This is a genomic window from Robertmurraya mesotrionivorans, from assembly GCF_050971805.1.
In the GTDB taxonomy this organism is placed as follows: Bacteria; Bacillota; Bacilli; order Bacillales; family Cytobacillaceae; genus Robertmurraya_A.
Genome location: NZ_JBPCCH010000002.1, coordinates 277,195 through 303,266, shown reverse-complemented (window position 1 = coordinate 303,266; position 26,072 = coordinate 277,195). Strand labels below are relative to the sequence as shown.

Sequence of the window (26,072 nt, the reverse complement as noted above, 5' to 3'; positions counted from 1 at the left end):
TTGATTTGTCAATGGTGCGAATCTGACACAGCAAGTGAAACGAGCAACACAGTGTATTGGGAACTTCCAGATGGAACAAATGCGATCGAAATACAAGATACACCATCCATTCATTGCTTGGAATGCGGTATGACCTATCAAACGGATCATACGGTGAAAGAAATTGAGGATCATCTATTTTTAATTGATTGCTCAAAGCTCGAAAAAAGTATGAAGTATGAAACACTTATGGCCGCTCCACGCTTATTGAAGCGAAACTACTTTGATTTTTCAAAATAAACAGCGGAATGTATCCGTTTCCATTATAAAGTGTTAGTTGAATTTTATTTTATGGTCAAGGTATTCCCTTCAAATTCAATATAAATTTGAAGGGAATATGAAATAGTTTTGTAGTTTTCTCACAATGTTAAGTAAAGACGGGAGTCGGGAGGACAAGAATGGGATCACTCAATAGCTATAAAAACGAAATAAATAATCGGAATATTCAGAATAGAAAAGGAAGTAAAGAGCATGTTAAACGAAAACTAAAGGCACGTCACATGATGATGATCGCTATTGGAGGGTCAATCGGTACAGGGATATTTTTAGCGACAGGGGCGTCCATTCAAACAGCTGGACCTGGTGGTGCGCTAATAGCTTATGGAGCTATCGGCATCATGGTCTACTTTTTGATGACAAGTCTCGGCGAAATGGCTACATTAATGCCGGTTTCGGGGTCCTTTTCAACATATGGCAGCCGCTTTGTCGACCCGGCATTTGGTTTTGCGCTCGGTTGGAACTATTGGTTCAACTGGGCTATTACACTTGCGGTTGAAATAGTTGCATCAGCTATTATTATGAAGTTCTGGTTTCCGGATGTACCGAGCATCGTGTGGAGTACACTGTTTTTAGGTCTAATCTTTTTATTGAATGCATTGTCGGTTAAAAGTTACGGAGAATCCGAGTATTGGTTTTCCTTAATAAAAGTAGTGACCATCATCGTTTTCATTGGAGTTGGTTTGCTCACCATTTTCGGTATTCTGGGCGGACAGTACATCGGGTTTAAAAATTTTACTGTAGGAAATGCTCCTGTTAATGGCGGCCTTTTGTCCGTTTTAAGCATTTTTTTCATCGCAGGTTTTTCATTTCAAGGAACGGAACTCGTGGGGATTGCTGCAGGTGAAAGTGAAGAGCCGGAGAAAAACGTACCAAAGGCGATTCGACAAGTATTTTGGCGAATTCTACTATTTTATATCGTCGCCATTGCTGTCATTGGTCTAATCATTCCTTATACAAGTCCTGACCTGTTAGGAAGGGATGTCGACAACATTGCTGTCAGCCCTTTTACCCTTGTATTTGAGAAAGTGGGCATTGCATTCGCGGCATCTGTGATGAATGCGGTTATTTTGACCTCGGTTTTATCAGCGGGGACTTCCGGTTTATATGCATCGACACGCATGCTTTGGTCTATGGCAAAGGACGGTCAGGCACCAAAATTTCTACAAAATGTAAATGATCGCGGGATTCCGATGAATGCCCTTGTCACCACGACGATTATCGGAGGCTTGGCCTTTTTAACTTCTATTTTTGGAGATCAAGTGTATACATGGTTATTAAATGCGTCCGGTTTAACTGGATTTATTGCTTGGCTTGGAATTGCAGTCAGCCACTATCGTTTTAGAAAAGCATATATGGCCCAGGGCAGGGACATGAGTGATTTGAAATTTAAAGCGAAATGGTTCCCGTTTGGTCCAATTCTCGCTTTTGCGATGTGTATCTTTGTCATTCTCGGCCAAAATTATCAATCTTTTTTAACTAGCGAAATTGATTGGTATGGAGTAGTCGTATCCTATATTGGTTTACCGATCTTTTTGGCTTTATGGCTCGGGTTTAAACTCGTTCATAAAACGAAGGTCGTTCCACTAAAGGAATGTTCTTTTGAAGAGATGTCATCTAAATAGAGAGACCGTGATTCGTTTCGCAGGCCACTCATTATTAGCCAAGAGGATTTATATTGGCCGATTGAACGAATTCAAAAAATGTTGTCTTAGATTTCCAACTATCATAGTAGGGGTGCCATATGGGAGAAGTAGGGGTAAAAGAGATCTATACAGAACAAAAGTCAGATGAGTCTTTGAACCTTTTAAGATCAACGCAGATTGTGATAAAAGAAGCCTTAGATAAATTAGGTTATACGGATGAGATGTACCAATTATTAAAAGAACCATTGAGAATGCTCACTGTTCGTATGCCTGTTAGAATGGATGACGGTTCGACTAAAATATTCACTGGATATCGCGCTCAGCATAATGATGCTGTTGGACCGACTAAAGGTGGAGTTCGTTTTCATCCAGAAGTGGACGAGGACGAAGTTAAGGCATTGTCGATGTGGATGAGTTTAAAATGCGGCATCGTCGACCTACCCTATGGGGGCGGTAAAGGCGGTATTATTTGCGACCCAAGAACGATGTCAATGGGAGAACTAGAGCGGCTAAGCAGGGCTTATGTTCGGGCAATCAGCCAAATTGTAGGACCTACAAAGGATATACCTGCTCCAGATGTTTATACTAATTCACAAATTATGGCGTGGATGATGGATGAATACAGCAGGCTTTGTGAATACGATTCTCCTGGATTTATAACAGGGAAACCGCTTGTACTTGGCGGCTCGCATGGCCGTGAAAAAGCTACTGCACAAGGAGTGGTCATATGCATAGAGGAAGCTGCAGAAAAACGTGGAATTGCCATCAAAGGAGCTCGGGTGGTCGTTCAAGGGTTTGGTAATGCAGGGAGCTTTTTAGCAAAATTTATGCATGATGCCGGAGCAAAGGTCATCGGGATATCTGATGCTTATGGTGCACTATATGCACCAGAGGGGTTGGATATTGATTACTTATTAGAAAGTAGAGATAGCTTTGGAACGGTAACAACATTGTTTGATAACAAGATTACAAATGAAGAGTTACTCGAGCTTGACTGTGACATTCTAGTTCCAGCTGCAATTTCCAACCAGATTACCGCAGCTAATGCACATAATATCAAAGCTTCGATTGTTGTCGAGGCAGCTAACGGCCCAACAACCCTAGACGGGACTAAAATACTTTCTGATAGGGGAATTCTGTTAGTGCCGGATGTTTTAGCGAGTTCAGGAGGGGTAACTGTTTCCTATTTTGAATGGGTTCAAAACAACCAGGGCTACTATTGGAGTGAAGAAGAAGTTAATGAAAAACTTCGTAAGGTGCTCGTCCAATCGTTTAATCATGTATATGAAACATCCGAACGACGGAATATTAACATGCGTTTAGCCGCTTATATGGTAGGTGTTCGCAAAATGTCTGAAGCATCAAGGTTTAGAGGCTGGGTATAAATTCTTTAAGGTTAACCGAGGAAGAGCAATGGGCGAAGATGAAATATATTGTAGATATTTCTAAAGAGATCTGGTGATAAGATTAAAACGAACACCTTTTGGCGGGTGTTCGTTTTTTATAGGATAAAGGTATAATCCTCTAAAACTATATCGGATAGGGTATTTAGTTCATATTATCTATGTTTGGACCTGAAATTGTCGATGTAAGAATTAACAGTCAAAAATGAACCGATCAAGAATAATATAATTCCTGAGATACTAGTAGGATACAATAGTTCCCACATATAAACCACTCCTTGTTTATATCGTATTAAGATACTTTGTTATTTAAAATAATATCATGTTGAGATATAATTAACAATATAGAAAGGGTGGATTCTTTATTTTCAAAAGAAGAGTTTTGATTCGGTAATTAGAGAACGACAAACCTAAGTGCATTTCCAAATTTTAAGGGAGGGTTATAATTATGAAACATTTAATTGATGAGTATAAAGAAAGTTACAATAAAATGGTTACGGAAATCGAAGTTTTAACGGAAGAGCAATTTTTATATAAACCGTATGAGAATAGCTGGAGTATAAGGGAAATTATCATACACGTTACGGATGCTGAACTAGTGCATGTTCATCGAATGAAGTCCGTTTTATCAGAAAACAATCCAATACTAACTGCCTTTGATCAAGATGCATGGACATGTAAATTACAGACACAATCCCTTGACCATCGGCTGTATCTTTCGTTGTTAAAAGCTATAATTGATAGTTTTATCCCAATATTAAATAAATTAGGAGAGGACGATTTTTTGCGTGTGGGCACCCACAATGTAGAAGGAGAATTTACTTTTAAAGAGTTGTTAGTACACTCTATAGAACATATCCAAAACCATGTTGAGCAGATTAGAAAGATAAAGAAAGTATTTGTAAAAATTTGATCTTAATCAAATCCTTTATTAAAAGAAAGTTATAGAATATAGCTATTAACAAATAAAGGAGGGACAACATGGTAAAAGCCTAGAACTTGAACCCACACGTAAAAAAACAGCTAGGTGTGAATAAAAAAACAATAAACAGACTTGAGTATATCGTATTATTCTCAGAGGTCTCGTAGAAATGCATCCCTCAGATGTTACAGTAGATGCCTTAGAAAGTGTAATTCTTTCAGGGCTTTTTTTTTACTTAATAAGTTCTTTTTCAAATAATTCAAGGATGGTGTCTAATGTTTTATCGAGTAACTTTATATGTTCTAGGAATCTGCTGTTTAGATAGCTTATCATCCATTAAGAAAGAAGTTGAAGGATTAGTTGGGGTTATTTCCTTTAAAGGGTCTTCCCTAAAGGGAAAGATAGTTATTGAGTTCAAACCTAACTCCTTATCTACTTCGGATATTGTTGGTAAGGTTGAAGATCAAGGTTTTGGGGTAGTCAAGAAAGTGCAAAGAGAATTTTTCCAGGAAATATATAATTAATTCAAGTTTCTTATTAGTAAGTAGCTATTGTATCTTTTTTAAACAAATTGTGAAAACACTCACAAATTAAAACTATATAAAACGTAAGCTCATACCATGTGGTAGGTGAGTAATTAATTTATGTAATAGATGCCCTGAATCTCATTTAGGTCATCTTTTTTAGTATAGTAAAATATGGAGTGTAAGGAAAATCATAAGGGACAGGGTAATTGAGAAATTTTTAGAATGGAAGGAGATTATATTCATGCCATTAGAAATTGTCCGGAATGATCTGACAAAGATGAAAGTTGATGCGATTGTAAATGCTGCGAATACCGAATTAAAAATGGATGGAGGTCTTTGTGGGGCGATTTTTCGTGCCGCCGGTGTTAAGGAGCTATCACATGCATGTGAGAAAATAGGTAGATGTCCGGTTGGTCAGGCTATCATAACAGATGGATTTCGTTTGCCTGCCAAATATATCATTCATACACCAGGGCCCATTTGGAAAGGTGGTTCTTTTCAAGAATCAGAACTGCTGAAGAATTCCTATGAACATTCTCTAAAGTTAGCAAAGAAATATCAATGTGAATCCATTGCCTTTCCGCTGATTTCGACGGGGATCTATGGGTAGCCGAAAGAAGAGGCCTTACAAATTGCCGTTTCAACCATTAGTCAATTGCTTTTGCATCATTACATGCTTGTTTATTTAGTTGTGTTTGATCAAACTTCCTTTGGTTTAAGTCAAAAGCTTTTCTCCTCTATCTATGAATATATTGATGAGCATTATGTTGAGGAGGTAGAACTGACGTTTCATCGCCGACAAGACCGATTCATCCTGGAAGATTTGCAAGAGTCTGACGCTATAATACCAGAAGATTTTTTTCAAAAACAGAATGAGCCTATTATAGAAAATAGTCTAGCGCATCTGGTAGATGAACTGGATGAGTCATTTTCGGAACGTCTGCTTCGGCTGATTGATGAAAGAGGGATGACGGATGTGGAGACTTACAGAAGGGCGAATATGGATCGTCGCTTGTTTTCAAAAATTCGTAATAAAGTAGATTACTCGCCTACAAAGAAAACAGCTCTTACCTTTGCCGTTGCTTTATATCTAAATGTACACGAAACAAACGATTTGCTGTCTGCGGCCGGATATACGTTGTCACGTAGCAGTAAATTAGATGTAATTATTGAATTTTTTATCCAACAAGGCAATTATAATATTCACGAAATCAATGAAGCACTATTTGCTTTTGATCAACCTTTACTAGGGGCATAAATGTCGCTTTAGAAGCGACCATTCCTTTTTATAATCTTGGTATCCTTCATATATAAATAAATGAAGTGGAGGAAAACAAGGATGAAAAAGAATGTAACAGAAGTCGTATTTATTCTAGACAAAAGTGGGTCTATGGCAGGGCTTGAAACAGACACAATCGGTGGCTATAATTCGATGCTAAATAAGCAAAAAAAAGCGGAAGGTGAAGCTTTCGTCACGACGGTATTATTCAATCATAAGTATGAACTCTTACACGACCGAATCAATGTAAGAGGCATATCTCCCATTACCGAAAGTGACTATGAGGTAGGGGGAACGACTGCCTTACTGGATGCAATCGGCTTTTCCATCCAAAAAATCGGTAATGTACAAAAACACACTAGTGAAGCGGAGCGAGCCAATAAGGTACTATTCGTCATTACAACCGATGGAATGGAAAATGCCAGTCGTGAATTTTCACAAGATCAAATCAAGAAGATGATCAAACATCAAAAAGAGAAATATGGATGGGACTTCATCTTTCTAGGTGCGAATATCGATGCCATTTCAACGGCTGCACAGTTTGGAATAGATGAAGACTTCGCGGTTGACTACCATGCCGACAACATTGGGACAAAATTAAATTATGAGATGGTGAGCGAGGCTGTAGTAAAGCTTCGAAGCGGGAAGAACATTGATCGGAGCTGGAAGGAAGGGATTGAACGTGATTATGAGGGGCGTTCTAGAAACAAATAAGAAAATCCCAAGTTGAAGCTTTTTATAACCGTAAATAAGTTATCTGGAGAAGGGGACATAGGGGACACCGGCTTCTATGTTCCTACTATTAGATTTTTTACATCCATGAATGAAACTTCTTAGATTAACAGGGAATTCCGGGAAAAAGTACATGAAAACGGTTTATTTGATATTTATTAAATTATCATAAAAAATTAAACTAAATTTAAGTGGGAGAAATGAAATATTTTTTATTAATTTAGTAGTTTACCATCAATCCTGTAAAAAGGGGCGGAATTAAGTAATCGGCAACCGTCTATATACAAATGCACAGCTTCTTGGAAAAGATGGAAGTATAGGATTAAGAAAAAAAGATTAGGAGTGAAATAAATGAACGTGAAATGGTGGCAGACAGCAGTAGTTTATCAAGTATATCCGCGCAGTTTTCAAGACAGTGATGGTGATGGGATAGGTGATTTAAGGGGCATTATTCGTCGATTAGATTATTTAGAAAAACTTGGGATTACCGCTATTTGGTTAAGTCCTGTTTATAAATCACCGAATGATGACAATGGCTATGATATCAGTGATTATCAAGATATTATGACGGAATTTGGCACAATGGATGATATGGATGAACTAATCAAACAAGCAGACCAAAGAAATATCAAAATTATTATGGATTTGGTCGTTAACCACACATCCGACGAACACAAGTGGTTTATTGAATCTCGTAAAAGTAAAGACAATCCATATCGTGATTACTATATCTGGAGAGATCCGGTAAACGGTGAAGCTCCCAATTCTTTAAAATCAACATTCAGTGGCTCTGCTTGGGATTATGATGAAGAAACAGGTCAATATTATTTACACCTTTTTAGCAAAAAGCAGCCAGATTTAAACTGGGAAAACGAAAAAGTTAGACAAGAAGTTTGGGATATGATGAATTTTTGGTTGGAAAAAGGTGTTGGCGGATTCCGGATGGATGTAATTGATTTAGTAGGTAAAATTCCTGATAAAGAAATTACAGGCAATGGACCGAAATTGCATGATTATTTACAAGAAATGAATCGGGAAACCTTTGGTAAATATGATGTTTTAACCGTGGGAGAAACATGGGGGGCAACGCCAGAGATTGCGAAGCTATATTCTGATCCAAGCCGCCATGAGTTATCCATGGTCTTTCAGTTTGAACATATAGGCTTAGATCAACAACCTGGGAAAGAAAAATGGGATCATAAACCTCTAGAAATAAATGAGCTTAAACAAGTTCTTAGTAAGTGGCAAACAGCTATAGGGAATGAAGGCTGGAACAGTCTGTTTTGGAATAATCATGACCTGCCAAGAATAGTTTCTCGTTGGGGAAATGATACAACCTACCGTGCGGAAAGTGCAAAAATGTTTGCGATTTTACTTCACCTTATGAAGGGAACACCCTACATCTATCAAGGGGAAGAAATTGGAATGACCAATTATCCTGTCAATGATATTAGTGAAGTTGAAGACATTGAAAGTGTGAACATGTATCACGAACGTTTGGCGAATGGATATAAGAAAGAGGATATCATTGCTTCAATTAATTTTAAAGGGCGTGATAATGCTCGGACACCCATTCAATGGGACCGAACAGAAAACGCGGGTTTCACAACAGGAACACCTTGGTTACACGTAAATCCAAATTATCAAGAAATTAATGTAGAAGCTAATCTGGAAGATCCCAATTCTATTTTTTATTGCTATCAAAAATTGATTCAATTAAGAAAAGACCATCCAATTATTGTTTGGGGAGATTATGAACTAGTGATGGACACACCGGAACAAGTTTTTATGTATCTACGACATTATGAGGGTGAGACTTGGGCTGTAGTAGCCAACTTTGGTGAGCAAACGAAAACCTTACAACTTGAGCATTTGGGTCAGAGTAGTGATGTCGTTATAAGTAATTACGAAAGAACTTCCGTTAATTTTCAACACCTTGAATTAAAACCATATGAAGCATTTGCTGTAAAGTTGTAATTACTTTTTAAATAAATAGCAAAAGAGGAGAAGCGGTGAAGGCGGGATGGAGTGTTTCATCGCTTTTCTCATTTATGGGATAAGGAGGAAAACAGATGATGAAAGATCAAGTGGTAACAGTAGGGTTAATTGGTTTAGGGGGAATGGCGAATGCGCACCGCCGCATGATTTCCGAGTTAGATCAACTATCATTGATTGCTCTTTGTGATGTGAATCAAGATCTCTTAAAGAAAATTGGTGATGAGGAAGGAGTTAGCGAAGAGATGTGTTTTCATGAGATGGAAGCTTTAATTTCACATCCTGATGTTGACGCTATTATTTCAATTGTGCCTAACCACTTACATGCTAAGGTGATAGAGTTATGTATTCATCATCAAAAACCGGTTATGGCTGAAAAACCTTTTACACTCAATTTTGCTGAAGCTGAGAAATTGGAAGTCTTGTATGAAAAACAGCCCATTCCTTGTATGGTTGGATTCTCTTACCGCTATGTCCCGTCTTTTCGCTATGCAAAAACACTACTAGAAGAAAATAAAATTGGTACAGTCCGGCATATTGATGTTCGATATCTACAATCTTTTGGAGCACCTTTATTTGAAGTTCCTTACACCTGGCGTTTTAACCAATCTATTTCTGGTACAGGAGCACTTGGGGATTTAGGTGCTCATATGATTGATAGTGCTCGATTCTTTATTGGTGAATTTCAATCGGTATCCGCACTGATGAAAACATTCATACACGAACGGAAAGACCCAATGGGTGGAGAAATGAAAAAAGTGGATGTAGATGACTATGCTAGTTTTCAAGCCATACTAGAAGAAAATGTGATTGGACATTTTGTCACAACAAGAAATGCGGTTGGATCAGGAAATCAGCATGAAGTGACCATTTACGGTGATAACGGTACGATTCATGTGAATTGTGAGCGCCCAAATGAGATTGATATTTGTGTCAAAGATGATACAAACAATAAACCGGTTTTTAGAACCTATGATGTCCCAGAAAACTATAAGAGACAACAACTTGAGGATTTTGTGGACGTAGTCACTTACAAACCAAAACAGGGAACACCTACCTTTTATGATGGCTACCAAAATCAAAAAGTAATAGAAAAAATTCTTGAATCTGCAGAGGGGGGACAATCAGTAATAATCGATTAGCCTTTTGATACTTTTGGCAACTTTTTAAAGCATAAAAAGACAAGACCGATTGGTAAAATCCTAGATTAAGGGATTCTATCAATCGGTCTTACTCATTCTTAAAGTAAGAAGAGACTTATACTTAACTTGAATTTACTCAGCTAACTTTTGGAATAGTAAGTGTCACTGTTGTTCCCTCCATCCATTTACTTGTATAAGCTAATCCATATTCAGCTCCATAAGCAAGTTGCACACGATGGTGAACATTTTGGACCCCATAGCCTTTCGTTTTAGTAGTTAGAATGGATTCCAACATTTCAAGATCCATACCACACCCATTATCAGAGACTTTAAAGATTAGAGTATTATCTGTTTGTTTTGCTGTTATCGTTAATACCGCTTTTCCAGGACTTTCTTTATGATCAATGCCATGATTAATGGCATTTTCAACTAAAGGTTGTAAAAGAAGGTTCAGCATGGTGTAATCCAAGATCTCTTCGTCAATTTCGCAACGAACATCAAAGGAGTCTGAATGCATCATTTGCTGAATTTGAATATAAGATGTTGTGTTTTCTAATTCCTCTCTAACGGAAATCGTATTTTTACCTCTATTTAATGTGGTTCGATAAAATGTAGAAAGAAGTTGAGCCATCTTACTTATGTCTTCTTGTTCCGCAATAATTGCCTTGCTGTTTATAAGGGAAAGGCTATTATAAAAAAAGTGTGGGTTGATTTGAGCTTGTAAAGCTTTCATTTCATATTGTTGTTCGGCGATTTTACTTTTATAAACTTCATTAATCATTTCCTGTAGTTTATGAACCATATTGGTAAATCGCCTAATGAGGTTCCCGATTTCATCAGTTGAAGTATTTGTAACGGTTACAGATAAATCGCCTTTTTCAATCAGTTCCATATTCTTCTCTAGCTTTTCTAAAGGTCGTACTGTAACTCGGGAGAGATAATAGATGGATAGAAACAAAATCAATACACATAACAAAATCACGATAAAAACGGTGACAGTGATCTTATAAGTAGAAGCATAAATGGTGTTCAATGGACGATATAGATATGCTGTCCAATTATTAGAAGTTAATGAGGACTCTTTATAAACATAATCCTCCGACAGAGAACCATCATTTAATTTGTTTTGTAATTCGTTTGTTGTTAATTCATATGAAACGTATTCTTCCTGGAAATTTTGGAAGGTATATACAGGTTTATGATATTCATCAAGGATGACCAGGCCGTAATCATTTTCAAATAAACCAGACATGTTTTCAAAGACATGTTCGTAATCAATATCTATATAAACGACATTTGTAATACTATGATTTCGATCAAATATTTGGCTGACCACTTCAAAGGTCTGATCCGCTGCTGAAACAACAAATTTTGGAGTGGACGTTTCTAATATTTGATCAAACCAGCTTTTTTGTTCAATGGATGTTAGTGGGCGAAGAATATCACCATGTGCGTGCATGGGATTGTCACTAAAAATAGTGATGGTATTTATTTCGCTGTATAAAAAATGCGTATTTAAGGATAAAGGGTCTAGTATGTCCCGGTAAAACAAATACATCTCATAGGAATTATCATACTCAGAAGTAACTCCTCTTTTGACATCTTCATTCCAAACCATTTGGTTAATCACATTTGTATACGTATTAACTTTGTAATTAATACTTGAAACTGCCTGGTTTAAGGACTCTTCTAAGACTTCACTTTCTCGATTGATTAGTATATTTTGAATTTGATAATAGCAATAACTCCCCAATACGACGACAGGAAGGATACTTGATAGTAGGCATATAAATAAAATTTTACTTCTGAATTTTAAATTTTTGAACCAAGCTGTCATTTTCCGCATAAGAATCTTCTCTTTCTATTGCCTTTTCATTTGGCGGTATTTTTCAGGACTTGAGCCGAAATGCTCCCGAAAACTTCGAACAAAATAGGATAGATTATGATAGCCTACCTTTTTACATATATCAATGATTTTCATATTTGTATTATTAAGGAGTTCCTTTGCATTTTCCATCCGAAGACTCTTAATGTATTTATTAATTCCACAGCCAGTTTCTTGTATGAAAATTTCGCTTAAATAACTAGGAGACAAGTACACTTTTTCAGCTAGTATATTCAAACTTAAGTCATCACCATAGTGTTCAGTAATATATTGTTGAACGAGATGAATGACGTGTTTAGGAGATTGTTCTTTTTTCTCTAATTTTTGTATCACTTCATCCTGAACATTGATTAAAATCGTTTCAATTTCAGAAAAATGCTGACAAGAAAAAATAGCTTCCATCTTTTTATTTATCAATTCCTTGTTATAATGAGGAAGCTTTTGACAAAGTGTCTGCAATAGCTTTGAAAAGATATAGCGGACATAAATATGGGAAAGTCCCTGTTTTGCCTGATATTTTTGAAATAGAAGTTTCATGTTTTGTTTAAAGGTAACAATATCTACTAATTGAATAGCTGTTTGTATCCTCTGGAGGGTATGTTCATCTTGTTCAAGATACTCCTTGCTTTCTCTAGTTGAGGCATCTATTGGATAGATATAGGTATCAGAATAGAAAAACCGATCTTCTAGATACTGTTCCAACTCTTCATAAACTTTAGGCAACTCACTTGGAGAAAAGGATTGATTACTGACAGATATATAACAATTTATTCCATATCCGGAGTAGACTTGTTTTTGGATCTTTATTGCCATTTCTTTATATTCCGAATTTTTTTCCTTTTTCCCAAATAACAAAAGGATTTGAAATGCATTCAAATTAATAAAATCGCACGGATAATCTGGGATCATTTTCTTAATTTGATTATAAAAGAAAAAAGTATCTTCTTCCTTTGGTAGTTGATCAAAAAATGGTTCTTCAAACTGCATTAACATTAAGGAAGTATAATGATTTAAAAAATCAAAATTCATAGTGGGATATTCATTCTTTAACAAATCAATCGGTGTCTTATTAATTAGACGGTATAAAACATGAGTTTTAAGAAATTCGGTATTTGCTTCTCTTAATTCATGTTCCTTTTCTTCTTGTTTAATATTTTGCAATACAGTGGAAATGGTATTCTGAAATTCTTCCGGTTTTACTGGTTTCAATATATAATCTACAGCCCTTAATGATAGTGCCTTCTTGGCATAATAAAAATCATCATGACCACTGAAGAATATAATGTGAAGGTTAGGATAAAGCTCTCTAGCTCTCGTTGCTAATTCAATTCCATCAACAAAAGGCATTTTTACATCTGTAAATAATATATCTACATGCTGTGTTTCTAATAGCGATAGAGCCTCTTTTCCGTTGGAGGCTTCGTCTATTACAAGTTGAAAGTTGTACTTATTTAGAAGGAATCGAATAACATTCCGTTCGTCTCTTTCATCATCTATTATCAAGATACGATACATTGTTGTTACCTCCAAGTATAATTCATGATGATTATATCATTGTGATTCCCTTTCTTACACTCTGTGCTAAAAGTTCCGGAAAAAAGTACATGAAAACGTTTTTTTAAATATTTAGGATTCTCCTAGTATCACTTAAACTAAACGTAAGCTTAATTCAATGGCCAGAAATTAAATTGGTCAGAGACAAATAAAAGTTGGAGGGGTCATGATGAAGAAGTATGGGGCCTTATTTAAACGTGTGACAATGCTTTCTATTGCATCGATGCTGACTGTATCTTTAGCAGCTTGTGTCGATTCATCTTCACAGAAAGAAAGTGCGTCAACAACAGAAGATGGAAAAACAGTTATTACAATGGGACGTGTGACAGCTGCAAACTCGAAATTACCAGAGGGTGATACGTATGAGAACAATGCTTACACACGACTTGTTGAAGAAAAGTTGGATGCCAAAATTGTCAATCAATTTGAAGCTGAAGGAGAAGATTACGATCGTCAGGTGGCTTTAGCCATTGCTTCTGGTGAATTGCCGGATATGATGCGCGTGAATTCAAAAGACGAGTTGAAGGAGTTAGTTGAAAACGATTTAATTGCTGATTTAACGGATGTTTACGAAGAGAATGCAAGCGATTACATTAAAGAAATATATGGTTCATATGATGGGAGAAGCTTAACTGATGCGACATTTGATGATCGTCTAATGGCGATTCCAGCAACGGTGGGAGCAAACGCGCCAAACATGGTTTGGATCAGACAAGATTGGATTGATGAACTAGGGTTGGAGCTAGATAAAGACGGGGACAGCCTAATCACATTAGCTGAGTTAGAAAATACTGCGAAGGCTTTCATAGAAAATGATCCTGGAGCCTCTGGAAATCCTGTTGGAATACCTTTTGCTCATTGGTTGAATGCTGGAGATTACGGTGGGTCGGCTTTAACGATGTCCTCTGTTGCAGGTGTTTTTAATGCACATCCTAGACATTACATGGAAGATGAAAAAGGAACTATCACGTATGGATCAACTACTGAGAGCACAAAACAAGCACTTGGAGTTATGGCTGAATGGTTTGATAAAGGCATTCTTGATCCACAATTTGGAACCAGAACTTGGGATGACATCATGGCACTTCTAACAAACGGACAAACAGGTATCGTAACAGGTCCATGGCATATTCCTGATTGGGGTCTATCTGCTGTAAGGGAAATGGATAAAAATGCAGAATTTGTTCCCTATACATTAGAAGGAGAAAATGGAAAAGCAAACGTTTTTCGTGAAAATCCGACTGGCCAATTTATTGTAGTTAGAAAAGATTATGCACATCCTGAATTAGCGATAAAAATCTTAAATCTATTCTATGATGAATTAGGTAATGCACCGGATCTAGAAACAAATTATCCTGAAATCGCAAAATATGCTGAACTTGGTGTAGATGGGTCCACTAGACCATTTAACATTGAAGTTTATAAATCTACTAGTACACTAGATGATTTTTCGGACTTTATTGTGCCTGCAGTAAATGGTGAAATTTCAACCGACGATATAACAAAAGCTGGTATTAAAACGGATGCTAAAACGATTCTTGAATATGTAGAAGATCCTGAAAATGCAGAAACGTCAGCATGGTCAAAATACCATTCCCGTATAAAAGGGATCGGTTTAATTGAAAAACTTACCGATGAAGATACTTTCAATTGGACAACTCCTGTATATTATGGAACAACCACTACAATGGAGAAGAAGGGTGCTAACCTTTTAAAATTAGAAGAGGAAGATTTTATAAAAATCGTAACTGGTACGGAGCCTTTGGATTATTTTGAAACATTTGTTTCGAACTGGAAGAAACAAGGCGGAGATGAAATTATTGCTGAAATAGAAGCGGAATTGGCAGAACAGCAATAAGAAACAGTAATAAGGGCTGCTTTGCAGCCCTTATTATATAAGGAGGTTTACTTATGAAAGTACAGACTGAAAAAACTGCCAACTTTATTAATGCAGATACAGTAAAACAAAAGAAAAAATGGACATCGGGCAATTCCGTTTATCATCTGATGATGCTACCCGGAATGATCTTTCTTTTGATTTTTAGTTATATTCCCATGTTTGGAATTATCATGGCATTTCAGGATTACGTACCAGCAAAAGGGATGTTCGGCTCGGAGTTTGTAGGTTTGGAACATTTTATCTATATGTTTCAATTACCGGATATTGGCCAAGTATTTAGGAACACAATGGTCATTGCTTTCGGGAAAATTCTAATTGGTACTTTCGCTGCCATTGTATTCTCTATTTTATTGAATGAAATCCGTCTAAAGCTATTAAAAAAATCGATTCAAACGGTTGTCTATCTACCACATTTTCTATCATGGGTGGTGCTGGCATCTGTGGTCGTCAATATGTTTAATCTTGATGGGTCTGTGAATCAAATATTAACCTTTTTAGGATTTGAAAAATTGAATTTTCTTGGAAGTAATTCACTATTTCAACCATTATTAATTGGTACTGATGTATGGAAGGAATTTGGATTTAATTCGATTGTTTATTTAGCGGCCATCACTGCAGTTGATCCAGGACTTCATGAAGCAGCTAGTATTGATGGGGCCAATTGGTGGAAGAGAGTTTGGCATATCACACTTCCTAGTATGCTACCAATTATTCTTCTTTTGGCCATCCTTAGCTTACCCAATATTTTAAATGCTGGATTTGATCAAGTTTATAACCTATATACACCAATGGTATATGAATCAGGAGATATTTTGGATACTTATGTATACCGTATTGGATTACTTGGTCGTGAGTATAGTTTCGGGACAGCCGTTGGTATATTTAAATCCATTATTGGGATGATTCTAATTATTTCTGCAAATGAAATGGCTAAAAAATATACAGATCGTAAATTATTCTAAGGAGGAACAATAATATGGTTGAAAGTAAGAGTATATCAGCGCGAATTGGACGAACTGTTATTCATACCATTGTGATTTCTTTGGGATTGATCTGTCTGCTTCCTTTATGGAATATTCTTGCCATTTCTTTTAGTAGTAGTGAGGCAGTTACAGCAAATGCAGTAGGGTTAGTACCGGTGAATTTTACGATTGAAACATATAAGATGATCATGGAGGATGCGCAATTTTGGCGTTCGTTTGGAATTTCTGTACAAAGAGTATTCCTATCGCTCATTATTAATATGATCTTGATTGTGTTAATGGCATATCCTCTATCGAAATCTAAAAAAGTTTTTAAAGGTAGAAACATCTATATGAATCTACTAATCTTCGCAATGTTATTTAATGGAGGGATGATTCCTACGTATTTAGTAGTGAAAAATTTAAACCTATTGAATACTATATGGTCTCTGGTTTTACCTGGTGCCGTACAAGTTTTTAGCATTATATTAATCATGAATTTCTTCATAGGCATACCTAAATCGTTGGAAGAAGCGGCCATTATGGATGGTGCCAATCCATTACAAATATTAGTCAGGGTTTATATTCCAATCTCGTTACCAGCATTAGCTACCGTTGCATTATTTAGTATTGTAGGAAATTGGAATGACTTTTTCTCAGGGTTAATATATATGACGAAAGTTTCTAATTATCCATTAATGACCTATATTCAATCCTTATCCATTAATATCGAAGAACTGCTGAAGTCAGGAGCAAGCTCCAATTCTCTAGAAAATATGATGCAAGTCTCCAATAAAAATTTAAACGCTGCAAAAATTGTAGTTTCTATTATTCCATTATTAGTGATTTATCCATTGTTACAAAAATATTTTATTCATGGGATCGTTGTCGGCTCGGTCAAAGAATAGTAGATGATTGATGAAACACTACATAAATCATTAGACGATTTGTGTAGTGTTTTATATTAAGTGGAATTTTAATCCATTTATGTATTTTTATCATTTTAGAGGTGAGTTATGAAACATTTTCTATCTATGGAAGGACCTGTGTATCGTTTTCTAACAAGATTTGTTGAATTGATTGTATTGAATGGCTTGTTTTTATTATTTTGCATCCCTATCTTTACGATTGGTGCTTCTACGACAGCACTTTACTCCGTTACATTAAAAATGGTTCGGAATGAAGAAAGTGGAGTATATAGTGGATTTGTACAGGCTTTCAAGAAGAATTTCAAACAAAGTACAAGTATCTGGATCTTGTTAATGTTCGCTGGGCTAATCTTATTTTTAGATTATTTATATTTAGAAGTATATGAAGGGAATTTTACGTTGCTCATTATTTTAAGTCTATTCTTTTTCACATGCATCTATTTGTTACTAACGATACTCATATTCCCTTATGTTGCACGTTTTGAAAATACAATAAGAGAATCAGTGGTAAATGCATTGAAAATAGCTGTTACGAATCCAATCCAAACGATACCTGTGCTGATTTTTTCTATCGGACCAGTATTGTTCATTTTCTTTTCACCTTATATCTTCGTACTTGCTCTATATCTAAGTATATTTTTGGGATTTTCTCTTGTTGCCTATTTAAATTCATTTCTGTTTCGAAATATATATGAGAAATACTAAAAGCGAAGTAATCCTAGGCGAATGAATTTCTAGGGATCTGAAAAGTGATGGAATCAGAATTATCTACCTTAGAGACTGACGGTACTTGTATTACCCATGCAGCTATCCTAAAGCACAAATTTTGATGTTTCCCACTGATAACTGACTGTAATTATAGAAGAGTGCAGAGGATGATCCTCTGCTCTTTACGTTTCTTATTAAGACACCTTCAGTGTGTTTTAATCTTGCATGGCTCCTGCCTCACGGGAAGTCATTGCACCTTTTCCTTGCCTTACATCTTTTTGTATTTCTTCTTTCACTTTTTGTGCATCTGTACCAGCGTATTCTGGTCTCATAATATTTTTAGGCTGTTGATTCTGTTGCAAATAAGTTCCTCCTTCGAATTTTTATAAACAATTTTATTGTTTACAAAAAGAAATTTTATAATTATTGGGGAAAGTCCTAAGAAATATATGAAGGGTATCGTAGATGAGGTATTACAGCGTTTCTCATTTACTTTATAAGAAAGAGGGCAAATTGAAAGTAACGTATATTTTTCATTTCGGCGAACCCAATTTAGAAAGTTGTAAGGAGATCACAATGAAAATAAATCAATTAATTGGCGAACAATATTAACAAATAAAATGCAACGCTTCCAACTGATCAATCGCTGGGCATTGCTGGTTTGCCGGGATCTGGTAAAACAACTTTTTGTCAGACAATTGGTGAAGAGTCTAAGAAACGTCCTTATTGCCAAAGGCTGAATATCAGTATTTATTTCCAGAAATTATGGAAACAAATTTCAGTGCCATTAAGATGGAAGAAATGCCGTTAGTGCTTTTTCTTGGAAGATCATCCATTTCTTCAAATCCACGTTCAACAATTGGTACTTATACGGGCGTTTTTACAGAAATTCGTGTCAGACTCGCTGAAACATACAATCTTTCTCCAGAAGTCTTTTCATTTAATAATGAATTAGGCTGGTGTCCTACGTGTAAAGGACGCGGCACTAACAAAAATACTGAATGTCCTAGGTGTAATGGAAGACGTTATAACGAGGAAGTAGAGCAATGAAACTTAACTATTTTCTGCTTCTTTGGAGGAAAACGTAAATAAATATAGAATATGCATTGATGATATAACTCAAAAATTTGAAGGCAATGATACCTAAAAAAGGTACAACCTAGGACTTAATTCAAGGTTGTCCTTTTTTTACTTTAGGAGGTTATTGATAAATGCATATATTTTAAAGGGAAAATTGGAGGCTGAATAGGTAAATAAGATGAAAGAGGGGATAAGGTCAATGTTTAAAGATCACGCAATATTAAACGCTATTGTAAACGAGTTTTCACAATTACAGGAGGTAGAAGCCATACTGCTTGCGGGTTCTCACACAACCGACACACAAGATGAAAACTCTGATTATGATTTATATATCTATTCGAACAAGGAAGTTTCAGTTATAAAAAGAGAAGAAATCATAAAGGGATTTTGTGTTTATGTAGAGATTAATAATCAATTCTGGGAGACTGAAGATGATGGAATTATAATAGACGTGAATACCCCAATTGAAATTATTTACCGGGATTTGGATTGGATTGATGCACAACTTGAGAGAACATTAATTAAATGTCAAGCAGATGTCGGATATACAACTTGTTTTTGGAGTAATTTCATAACATCAGTCATACTGTTTGATAAACACAAAAAAGCTGAAAAACTTCAACAAAAATACAATATTAAATTTCCTGAAGCATTAAAGTTAGATATTATAAGAAAAAATTATCCGTTATTAAGGTATCAGATGCCTGCTTATTATTTTCAAATAGAAAAAGCCATTAAGAGAAATGATTACGTAAGTATTAACCATAGGGTGTCTGCTCTTTTGGCCAGCTATTTCGATATATTGTTTGCTATAAACGAAATGCCGCACCCTGGAGAAAAGAAATTAGTAAAAATATTAAAAGAAAAAGGAGCTAAACTTCCTTTTGATATGGAAAAAAATTTAAATGATTTATTGAGTAGCATTTCTGGTTTTGACGAAAGAATTTTAATCGAAGTAAATAAGCTGGTTGATAACTTAGACAATCTCTTAACTGCAGAGGGGATTTTAACGTCAGAGCGCTAAAAACAATAATCAATCGAAATATTTGTCCTTTTATTCAAAAACAATAAAATAAAAAGACAACCTGTGAGCTATCGGGCGAGAGAAGATTAATACATTCGAAGATGTTCACTTAGGATTGGTGCAGGATAAAGCACTGCTCCAAGCGATTAAGAATTGAAGAAGGTAAGCAAATCATACGGGAAGAAATATAAAGCTGTAATTATTGAAGAGAGCAGAGGATGGTCCTCTGCTCTTTACGTTTCTTATAAAGACTTTTAATCTTGCATGGCTCCTGCTTCACGGGAAGTCATTGCACCTTTTCCTTGCCTTACATCTTCTTGTATTTCTTCTTTCACTTTTTGTGCATCTGTACCAGCAGACTCTGGTCGCATAATCGCTTTAGACTGTTGATTCTGTTGCATAAAAGTCCCTCCTTCAATTGTTAACAACGTTAGTGTTTACATAAAGACACTCGCTATTTCCTGAGGGACTTAATTTGCAAAATATACAATTATTTATACTGCTCCAACCGATTAAAAAATTGAATCAAAAACTGATAAAAATTCTTCTCCGCCGGTGCCAATTCTCGATGTTTCGGAATAATTACCCCAACTGTACGCATGGCTTTTGGCGTTTCTATCGGTACTTTAACGGTGAATCGGGGAGTAGAGTCATAGAACGTGCTCTCCGGTAAAAGGCTGACTCCTATTCCGGCGGAAACGAGTCCTTTTAGCGCATCCATATCCTCGCCTTCAGACGTAATCTCTGGTTCAAACCCTGCTTCGCGACATGCTTCTACCGCAAGTTTTCGAAGAACATACCCCTTCGGAAATAAGACGAACTTGTCTGACCGCAAATCACTTAAATGAATCCTTTTACTTTCAGCCAACGGGTGCAGCGAAGGAATCAATGCAATGATGTTTTCCATAAATAAAATTTTCGTTTCTAAGTCTGGATCATTGGTTGGGACAGGTCCAAGAAAGGCTAAATCAATTTCCCCATTTTTCACGGCATCAATTAAGTTGGCATAAGAACCTTGACGCAGATGGAAGGTTACGTTTGGTACGTCATTCTTATACGCAGAAATCACCGTTGGAAGCCAATACCGCGCGAGACTGGTCGGATAGCCAATTTTAATCGTTCCTGCTTGTGGATCGAGATATTCGTCTATTTTTTCCTTTGCTTCATCGAGCTTTTTTAAGGAGCTTTTGACATACTTCAAAAAGATATACCCAATCTGTGTGACCTTAATATTTCTTCCGACTCGTTCGAGTAGCTTTACGCCTAGCTCTTCTTCTAGCTTGGTAATTTGATAGCTGACCGCTGATTGTGCGACATTTAGATTATCAGCTGCTTCTGTCATATGTTCTCGTTCTGCTACTTCTATAAAATAGCGCAATTGACGGAGCTCCATTTTTGTCTTCTCCCATTCATATGAATTTTCGATTGATTTAATATAAATTATATATTGTTTATATGATTTTGAACACATAAAATGATGTTATATGAATTTTTCGACAACAATCGGCAGGGAGAGAAGAATATGACATATCATCAACTACCAAAAGCACAAGGTCTCTACCGTCCTGAATTTGAACATGATGCATGTGGAATCGGCTTATACGCTCACATAAAAGGGAACGCCACACATGATATAGTGGCAAAAGGACTATCAATGCTTTGTCAATTAGATCATCGCGGTGGACAGGGAAGTGACCCGTTAACAGGCGATGGTGCGGGACTAATGGTTCAAATACCGGATCTATTTTTCAGAAAAGAATGTTCTGACATGAACTTACCTGAAAAAGGGAAGTACGGTGTGGGAATGCTATTTTTCTCAAAGGATGACAAAGAACGGGAAGAAATAGAAGCTTATATTAATAAATGTATCGAACAAGAAGGTCAAACGGTGCTTGGCTGGAGAAACGTTCCAGTCGATGCAGGGAAAATTGGGGTTACCGCACAGGAAAGCTGCCCGGTTGTTCGCCAGGTGTTTGTTGGGGATAACGAAGGTGATTCACTAGCGTTTGAAAGAAAATTATACGTGATTCGTAAACAAGCAGAAAATTGGGCAAAGGGTTCTGACTATCGTTTCTATTTTGCAAGCTTTTCAAGCAGAACGATTGTTTATAAAGGGCTATTAACTCCTGAACAAGTCGATCAATTCTATTTGGATTTACAGGATGAGAGCTTTGTGTCTGCGTTTGCTTTAGTGCATTCACGCTTTAGTACAAATACATTCCCAAGCTGGGAAAGAGCCCATCCGAACCGTTATTTAATTCACAATGGTGAAATTAATACACTTCAAGGTAATATTCATTGGATGAAGGCACGTGAAACACAATTTATTTCAGAAGCGTTTGGATCTGATTTAGAAAAAGTATTGCCGATCCTTGATATTGATGGAAGTGATTCGTCGATTTTAGACAATGCGCTTGAATTCATGGTTCTTGCCGGCAGAAAGCCAGCTCACGCTGCGATGATGTTGGTACCTGAGCCTTGGTCTAATAATCCTCATATCACGGACGAGAAGAGAGCTTTTTATGAATATCACAGCTCATTAATGGAACCGTGGGATGGACCATCCGCGATTTCGTTTACAGACGGAAAACAAATCGGAGCTATCTTAGACCGTAATGGACTTCGACCAGCTCGTTATTATGTGACAGAAGATGATTATATTATTTTCTCATCTGAGGTTGGTGTCATCGATGTTGAGCCGGAAAAGGTGCTATACAAAGAGCGTCTTCAACCAGGAAAAATGCTTTTAATCGATCTAGAAGAAGGTCGTATTATTTCCGACGAGGAAGTTAAATCTGAGATGGCCCAAGCCAAGCCTTACCAGCAATGGCTCGATAAAGAGCTTGTTCGCTTGGAAGATAGCGTAGAGGCTGAAGGAGAGGTTCCGGCAGATTTACTGGTTCGTCAAAAGGCGTTTGGATATACGTATGAAGATATTCAAAAATACATTATTCCAGCTGTGAGTGAAGGCAAGGATCCGCTTGGAGCGATGGGGAACGATATGCCGCTAGCTGTCTTATCAGATAAGCCGCAGAATTTGTTTAACTACTTTAAGCAATTATTCGCTCAAGTAACGAATCCACCGATTGACGCGATTCGTGAAGCAATTGTTACTTCAACGGTTTCATATTTAGGAGCTGAAGGGAATTTGCTTCATCCATCAGCAGAAAATTGCCGTCGGATTCAGTTAGAAACACCGATTTTGACAAACAGCCAGCTAGAAACTTTAAAAAATGGTAAAGAGTTCAAAAGTGCTGTCATTGACATGGTGTTCCAGGACGATTTAGAAAGCAGTCTGCAAGATATTTGTCGTCAAGCAGAAGAAGAAATTGCAGGTGGAGCGAGTCTACTAATTCTATCTGACCGTCATATTAATGAAACAACGATTGCGATTCCATCATTACTAGCAGTGAGTGCCCTTCATCAGCATTTGATTCGTGAAGGATTACGAACAAAGGCAAGCATTATTGTGGAATCTGGGGAAGTAAGAGAAGTTCATCATTTTGCTGTGTTGCTCGGATATGGCGTAGACGCGATCAACCCTTATCTAGCATTCTCGATTTATCAGCAAGCTGTTTCTGAAGGCACATTACCATTCACGTATCAAGAAGCGGTGAAAAAGTATATCGTTTCTATGAATGAAGGCGTTGTGAAGGTTATGTCTAAAATGGGGATTTCAACGGTACAAAGTTACCGTGGTGCTCAAATTTTTGAAGCGGTTGGAATCAGCTCTGATGTGATCGACCGTTACTTCACAGGAACGGTTTCACAGCTAGGAGGAATTGGGTTAGACACGATCGCTGAAGAGGCGAAGCTACGTCACGAGGAAGCTTACTCTTCTTTATCAGACAATACGTTAGAGTCAGGAAGTAACTTCCAATGGAGACACGACGGCGAACACCATGCCTTTAATCCAGGAACGATTCATACCTTGCAATGGGCTTGCCGTAACGGTGATTATGAATTATTTAAGAAATATTCGACACTTGCCAATGAAGAAAGACTCGGCTTTTTACGTAACTTATTCTCTTTCAATGGTTCGAGACAACCGTTACCAATTGAAGAAGTAGAAAGCGTTGATTCAATCGTTCGCCGCTTTAAAACAGGTGCAATGAGCTTTGGATCCATTAGTAAGGAAGCACACGAAACATTAGCGATTGCCATGAACCGTTTGGGTGGAAAAAGCAACAGCGGTGAAGGTGGAGAAGACGCTAGCCGATTTATTCCTGATGAAAATGGTGACAACCGAGGAAGTAAGATTAAGCAAATCGCTTCCGGCCGTTTTGGTGTGAAAAGTCATTATCTTGTTAATGCTGAAGAGCTGCAAATTAAAATGGCTCAAGGAGCGAAGCCTGGTGAAGGTGGACAGTTAATGGGGAAAAAGGTGTATCCATGGGTAGCAGATGTTCGTGGTTCAACACCTGGTGTGAGCTTAATTTCACCTCCACCACATCATGACATCTACTCAATTGAAGATTTGGCTCAGCTGATTCATGATTTGAAAAATGCCAATCGTCAAGCTCGCATCAGTGTCAAGCTTGTATCGAAGGGCGGAGTTGGAACGATCGCTGCTGGTGTTGCGAAAGCTGTCGCTGACGTGATCGTCATTAGCGGATACGACGGTGGAACGGGTGCATCACCAAAAACAAGTATTCAGCACGCTGGATTGCCTTGGGAACTTGGATTAGCAGAGGCACATCAAACGCTTATGCTCAATGGATTGCGTGACCGTGTGGTTCTTGAGACAGATGGAAAGTTAATGACTGGTAAAGATGTAGTTATGGCTGCTTTACTCGGTGCGGAGGAATTTGGCTTTGCTACCGCTCCACTTGTAGTTCTTGGCTGTGTCATGATGCGTGTGTGTCATTTGGATACATGTCCTGTTGGAATCGCGACACAAAATCCAGAGCTTCGTAAAAAATTCACAGGTGAAGCAGATTATATCGTGAACTATATGCGCTTTGTGGCTCAGGAAGTTCGTGAGATGATGGCGGAACTTGGCTTTAGAACGGTGGAAGAAATGGTTGGTCGCACCGATGTGTTAACGGTGAGTGAACGGGCAAAATCACACTGGAAGGCACAGCATTTAGATTTAACGGCATTGCTGCACAAGCCTGAAGGAGCAACAACCTTTAAACACCCGCAAAATCATCGAATTGACGAAAGTCTTGATATAAAACATATTTTACCGGCTGTTCAACGTGCATTAGAAGACGGAACACCTGTAGAAGCGAGCTTCCCTATTACGAACGTGAATCGCGTAGCTGGTACGATTGTTGGAAGTGAAATTTCGAAACGTTATGGTGAAGAAGGTCTTCCAGAGGATACGATTACGTTAAAGTTTACCGGATCAGCTGGTCAAAGTTTTGGTGCGTTTGTACCGAAGGGAATGACTCTTGAACTGACGGGTGACGCGAATGATTACGTTGGAAAAGGACTTTCTGGCGGAAAAATCATCGTGAAAGCCGATGAACATACAAAGTTCGCTTCAGGCGAAAATGTAATCGCAGGAAATGTTGCCTTTATTGGTGCAACAAGCGGTGAAGCGTATATTAACGGACGTGCCGGAGAACGTTTTGCTGTACGTAATAGTGGCGTACATGTAGTCGTAGAAGGAATTGGCGACCATGGCTGTGAATATATGACAGGCGGACGCGTAGTTATTTTAGGCGGTGTAGGGAAAAACTTCGGAGCTGGTATGTCTGGTGGAATTGCCTATGTATATACAGAGGACGAGGGAGCATTTAAGAATTTAACCAACCAAGAATTGATTGAATTTGAAACTGTTTCATCTCCTACTGAACAGGAAGAGCTAAAAATATTAATACAAAACCATTACCGCTACACAGAGAGTGTGAAGGCGAGTTGTATTCTAGAAGACTGGGCAAAATGTGTCAGAAAATTTGTCAAAGTCATTCCAAAAGATTACAAACGAATGATCACTTTGATTGACGAGCAAAAGTTACAAGGATTATCGGAAGAAGAAGCCGTCATGAGCGCCTTTTTAGCGAATTCCGGAGCAACATCAAAACCATCGAAACAGCAGGAAGCTGCCATCCGCTAAGAAAG

19 protein-coding genes and 2 pseudogenes are annotated in these 26,072 nt (G+C 37.3%); 16 read left to right on the top strand and 5 right to left on the bottom strand.

Annotated elements, in window-relative coordinates:
* The 9 genes and pseudogenes from ACRX5O_RS05630 (at position 1) to ACRX5O_RS05590 (ending at position 9,961) form a co-directional block, all read left to right on the top strand.
* The gene (locus ACRX5O_RS05630) at positions 1-279 is read left to right on the top strand and encodes a YokU family protein (RefSeq protein ID WP_433905034.1); all 279 of its coding nucleotides are present in this window, start codon (positions 1-3) and stop codon (positions 277-279) included.
* A 158-nt stretch (positions 280-437) separates the two neighbouring features.
* Entirely contained in the window at positions 438-1,940 is a 1,503-nt protein-coding gene (locus ACRX5O_RS05625; protein ID WP_433905033.1) for an amino acid permease, read from the top strand.
* Positions 1,941-2,059: 119 nt separating this feature from the next.
* Positions 2,060-3,346, top strand: a complete 1,287-nt coding sequence (locus ACRX5O_RS05620; protein ID WP_433905032.1) for a Glu/Leu/Phe/Val family dehydrogenase — start codon at positions 2,060-2,062, stop codon at positions 3,344-3,346.
* A 466-nt stretch (positions 3,347-3,812) separates the two neighbouring features.
* Positions 3,813-4,277 (top strand): DinB family protein, encoded by a 465-nt coding sequence (locus ACRX5O_RS05615; protein ID WP_433905031.1) that lies wholly within the window; start codon positions 3,813-3,815, stop codon positions 4,275-4,277.
* Between the two features lie 284 nt (positions 4,278-4,561).
* Positions 4,562-4,810 carry a hypothetical protein gene (locus ACRX5O_RS05610; protein ID WP_433905030.1) on the top strand — a complete coding sequence of 83 codons (249 nt, stop codon included), beginning with the start codon at positions 4,562-4,564 and terminating at the stop codon, positions 4,808-4,810.
* A 244-nt stretch (positions 4,811-5,054) separates the two neighbouring features.
* A pseudogene (locus ACRX5O_RS05605) lies at positions 5,055-6,071 on the top strand (macro domain-containing protein).
* An 81-nt stretch (positions 6,072-6,152) separates the two neighbouring features.
* Entirely contained in the window at positions 6,153-6,806 is a 654-nt protein-coding gene (locus ACRX5O_RS05600) for a vWA domain-containing protein (protein WP_433905029.1), read from the top strand.
* 369 nt (positions 6,807-7,175) lie between these two features.
* Complete coding sequence (locus ACRX5O_RS05595) at positions 7,176-8,801, top strand: glycoside hydrolase family 13 protein (protein ID WP_433905028.1); 1,626 nt, start codon at positions 7,176-7,178, stop codon at positions 8,799-8,801.
* Between the two features lie 95 nt (positions 8,802-8,896).
* Positions 8,897-9,961, top strand: coding sequence for a Gfo/Idh/MocA family protein (locus ACRX5O_RS05590; RefSeq protein WP_433905027.1), 1,065 nt, complete (start codon positions 8,897-8,899; stop codon positions 9,959-9,961).
* 136 nt (positions 9,962-10,097) lie between these two features.
* Here ACRX5O_RS05590 and ACRX5O_RS05585 read toward each other — a convergent pair whose 3' ends face one another.
* Both ACRX5O_RS05585 and ACRX5O_RS05580 read right to left on the bottom strand, forming a co-directional pair.
* The gene (locus ACRX5O_RS05585) at positions 10,098-11,807 is read right to left on the bottom strand and encodes a sensor histidine kinase (protein WP_433905026.1); all 1,710 of its coding nucleotides are present in this window, start codon (positions 11,805-11,807) and stop codon (positions 10,098-10,100) included.
* 15 nt (positions 11,808-11,822) lie between these two features.
* Positions 11,823-13,361: a response regulator transcription factor gene (locus ACRX5O_RS05580; RefSeq protein ID WP_433905025.1), complete on the bottom strand. Its 1,539-nt coding sequence runs from the start codon at positions 13,359-13,361 to the stop codon at positions 11,823-11,825.
* Positions 13,362-13,569: 208 nt separating this feature from the next.
* Here ACRX5O_RS05580 and ACRX5O_RS05575 point away from each other — a divergent pair, with 208 nt between their 5' ends.
* The 4 genes from ACRX5O_RS05575 (at position 13,570) to ACRX5O_RS05560 (ending at position 17,896) form a co-directional block, all read left to right on the top strand.
* Positions 13,570-15,258 carry an extracellular solute-binding protein gene (locus ACRX5O_RS05575; RefSeq protein ID WP_433905024.1) on the top strand — a complete coding sequence of 563 codons (1,689 nt, stop codon included), beginning with the start codon at positions 13,570-13,572 and terminating at the stop codon, positions 15,256-15,258.
* 149 nt (positions 15,259-15,407) lie between these two features.
* Positions 15,408-16,262: an ABC transporter permease gene (locus ACRX5O_RS05570; protein ID WP_433905204.1), complete on the top strand. Its 855-nt coding sequence runs from the start codon at positions 15,408-15,410 to the stop codon at positions 16,260-16,262.
* A gap of 14 nt (positions 16,263-16,276) precedes the next feature.
* A complete protein-coding gene (locus ACRX5O_RS05565) occupies positions 16,277-17,170 on the top strand; it encodes a carbohydrate ABC transporter permease (protein ID WP_433905023.1) in 894 nt (297 codons plus the stop codon).
* A 108-nt stretch (positions 17,171-17,278) separates the two neighbouring features.
* Positions 17,279-17,896, top strand: coding sequence for a YesL family protein (locus tag ACRX5O_RS05560; protein ID WP_433905022.1), 618 nt, complete (start codon positions 17,279-17,281; stop codon positions 17,894-17,896).
* Positions 17,897-18,114: 218 nt separating this feature from the next.
* Here the strand turns inward: ACRX5O_RS05560 and ACRX5O_RS05555 are convergent, their stop codons facing one another.
* Positions 18,115-18,261, bottom strand: coding sequence for a hypothetical protein (locus tag ACRX5O_RS05555; RefSeq protein WP_433905214.1), 147 nt, complete (start codon positions 18,259-18,261; stop codon positions 18,115-18,117).
* Between the two features lie 214 nt (positions 18,262-18,475).
* Here ACRX5O_RS05555 and ACRX5O_RS05550 point away from each other — a divergent pair.
* A pseudogene (locus ACRX5O_RS05550) lies at positions 18,476-18,946 on the top strand (excinuclease ABC subunit UvrA); the annotation flags it as partial.
* 232 nt (positions 18,947-19,178) lie between these two features.
* Positions 19,179-20,003, top strand: a complete 825-nt coding sequence (locus ACRX5O_RS05545; RefSeq protein ID WP_433905021.1) for a nucleotidyltransferase domain-containing protein — start codon at positions 19,179-19,181, stop codon at positions 20,001-20,003.
* Between the two features lie 254 nt (positions 20,004-20,257).
* On the opposite strand, the gene ACRX5O_RS05540 is transcribed toward ACRX5O_RS05545, so the two are convergent.
* Positions 20,258-20,404, bottom strand: a complete 147-nt coding sequence (locus tag ACRX5O_RS05540) for a hypothetical protein (RefSeq protein WP_433905020.1) — start codon at positions 20,402-20,404, stop codon at positions 20,258-20,260.
* A gap of 89 nt (positions 20,405-20,493) precedes the next feature.
* Entirely contained in the window at positions 20,494-21,396 is a 903-nt protein-coding gene (gene gltC, locus ACRX5O_RS05535; RefSeq protein ID WP_433905019.1) for a glutamate biosynthesis transcriptional regulator GltC, read from the bottom strand.
* A 129-nt stretch (positions 21,397-21,525) separates the two neighbouring features.
* On the opposite strand from gltC, the gene gltB reads away from it, so the two are divergent.
* A complete protein-coding gene (gene gltB / locus ACRX5O_RS05530; protein WP_433905018.1) occupies positions 21,526-26,067 on the top strand; it encodes a glutamate synthase large subunit in 4,542 nt (1,513 codons plus the stop codon).
* Positions 26,068-26,072: the final 5 nt, after the last annotated feature.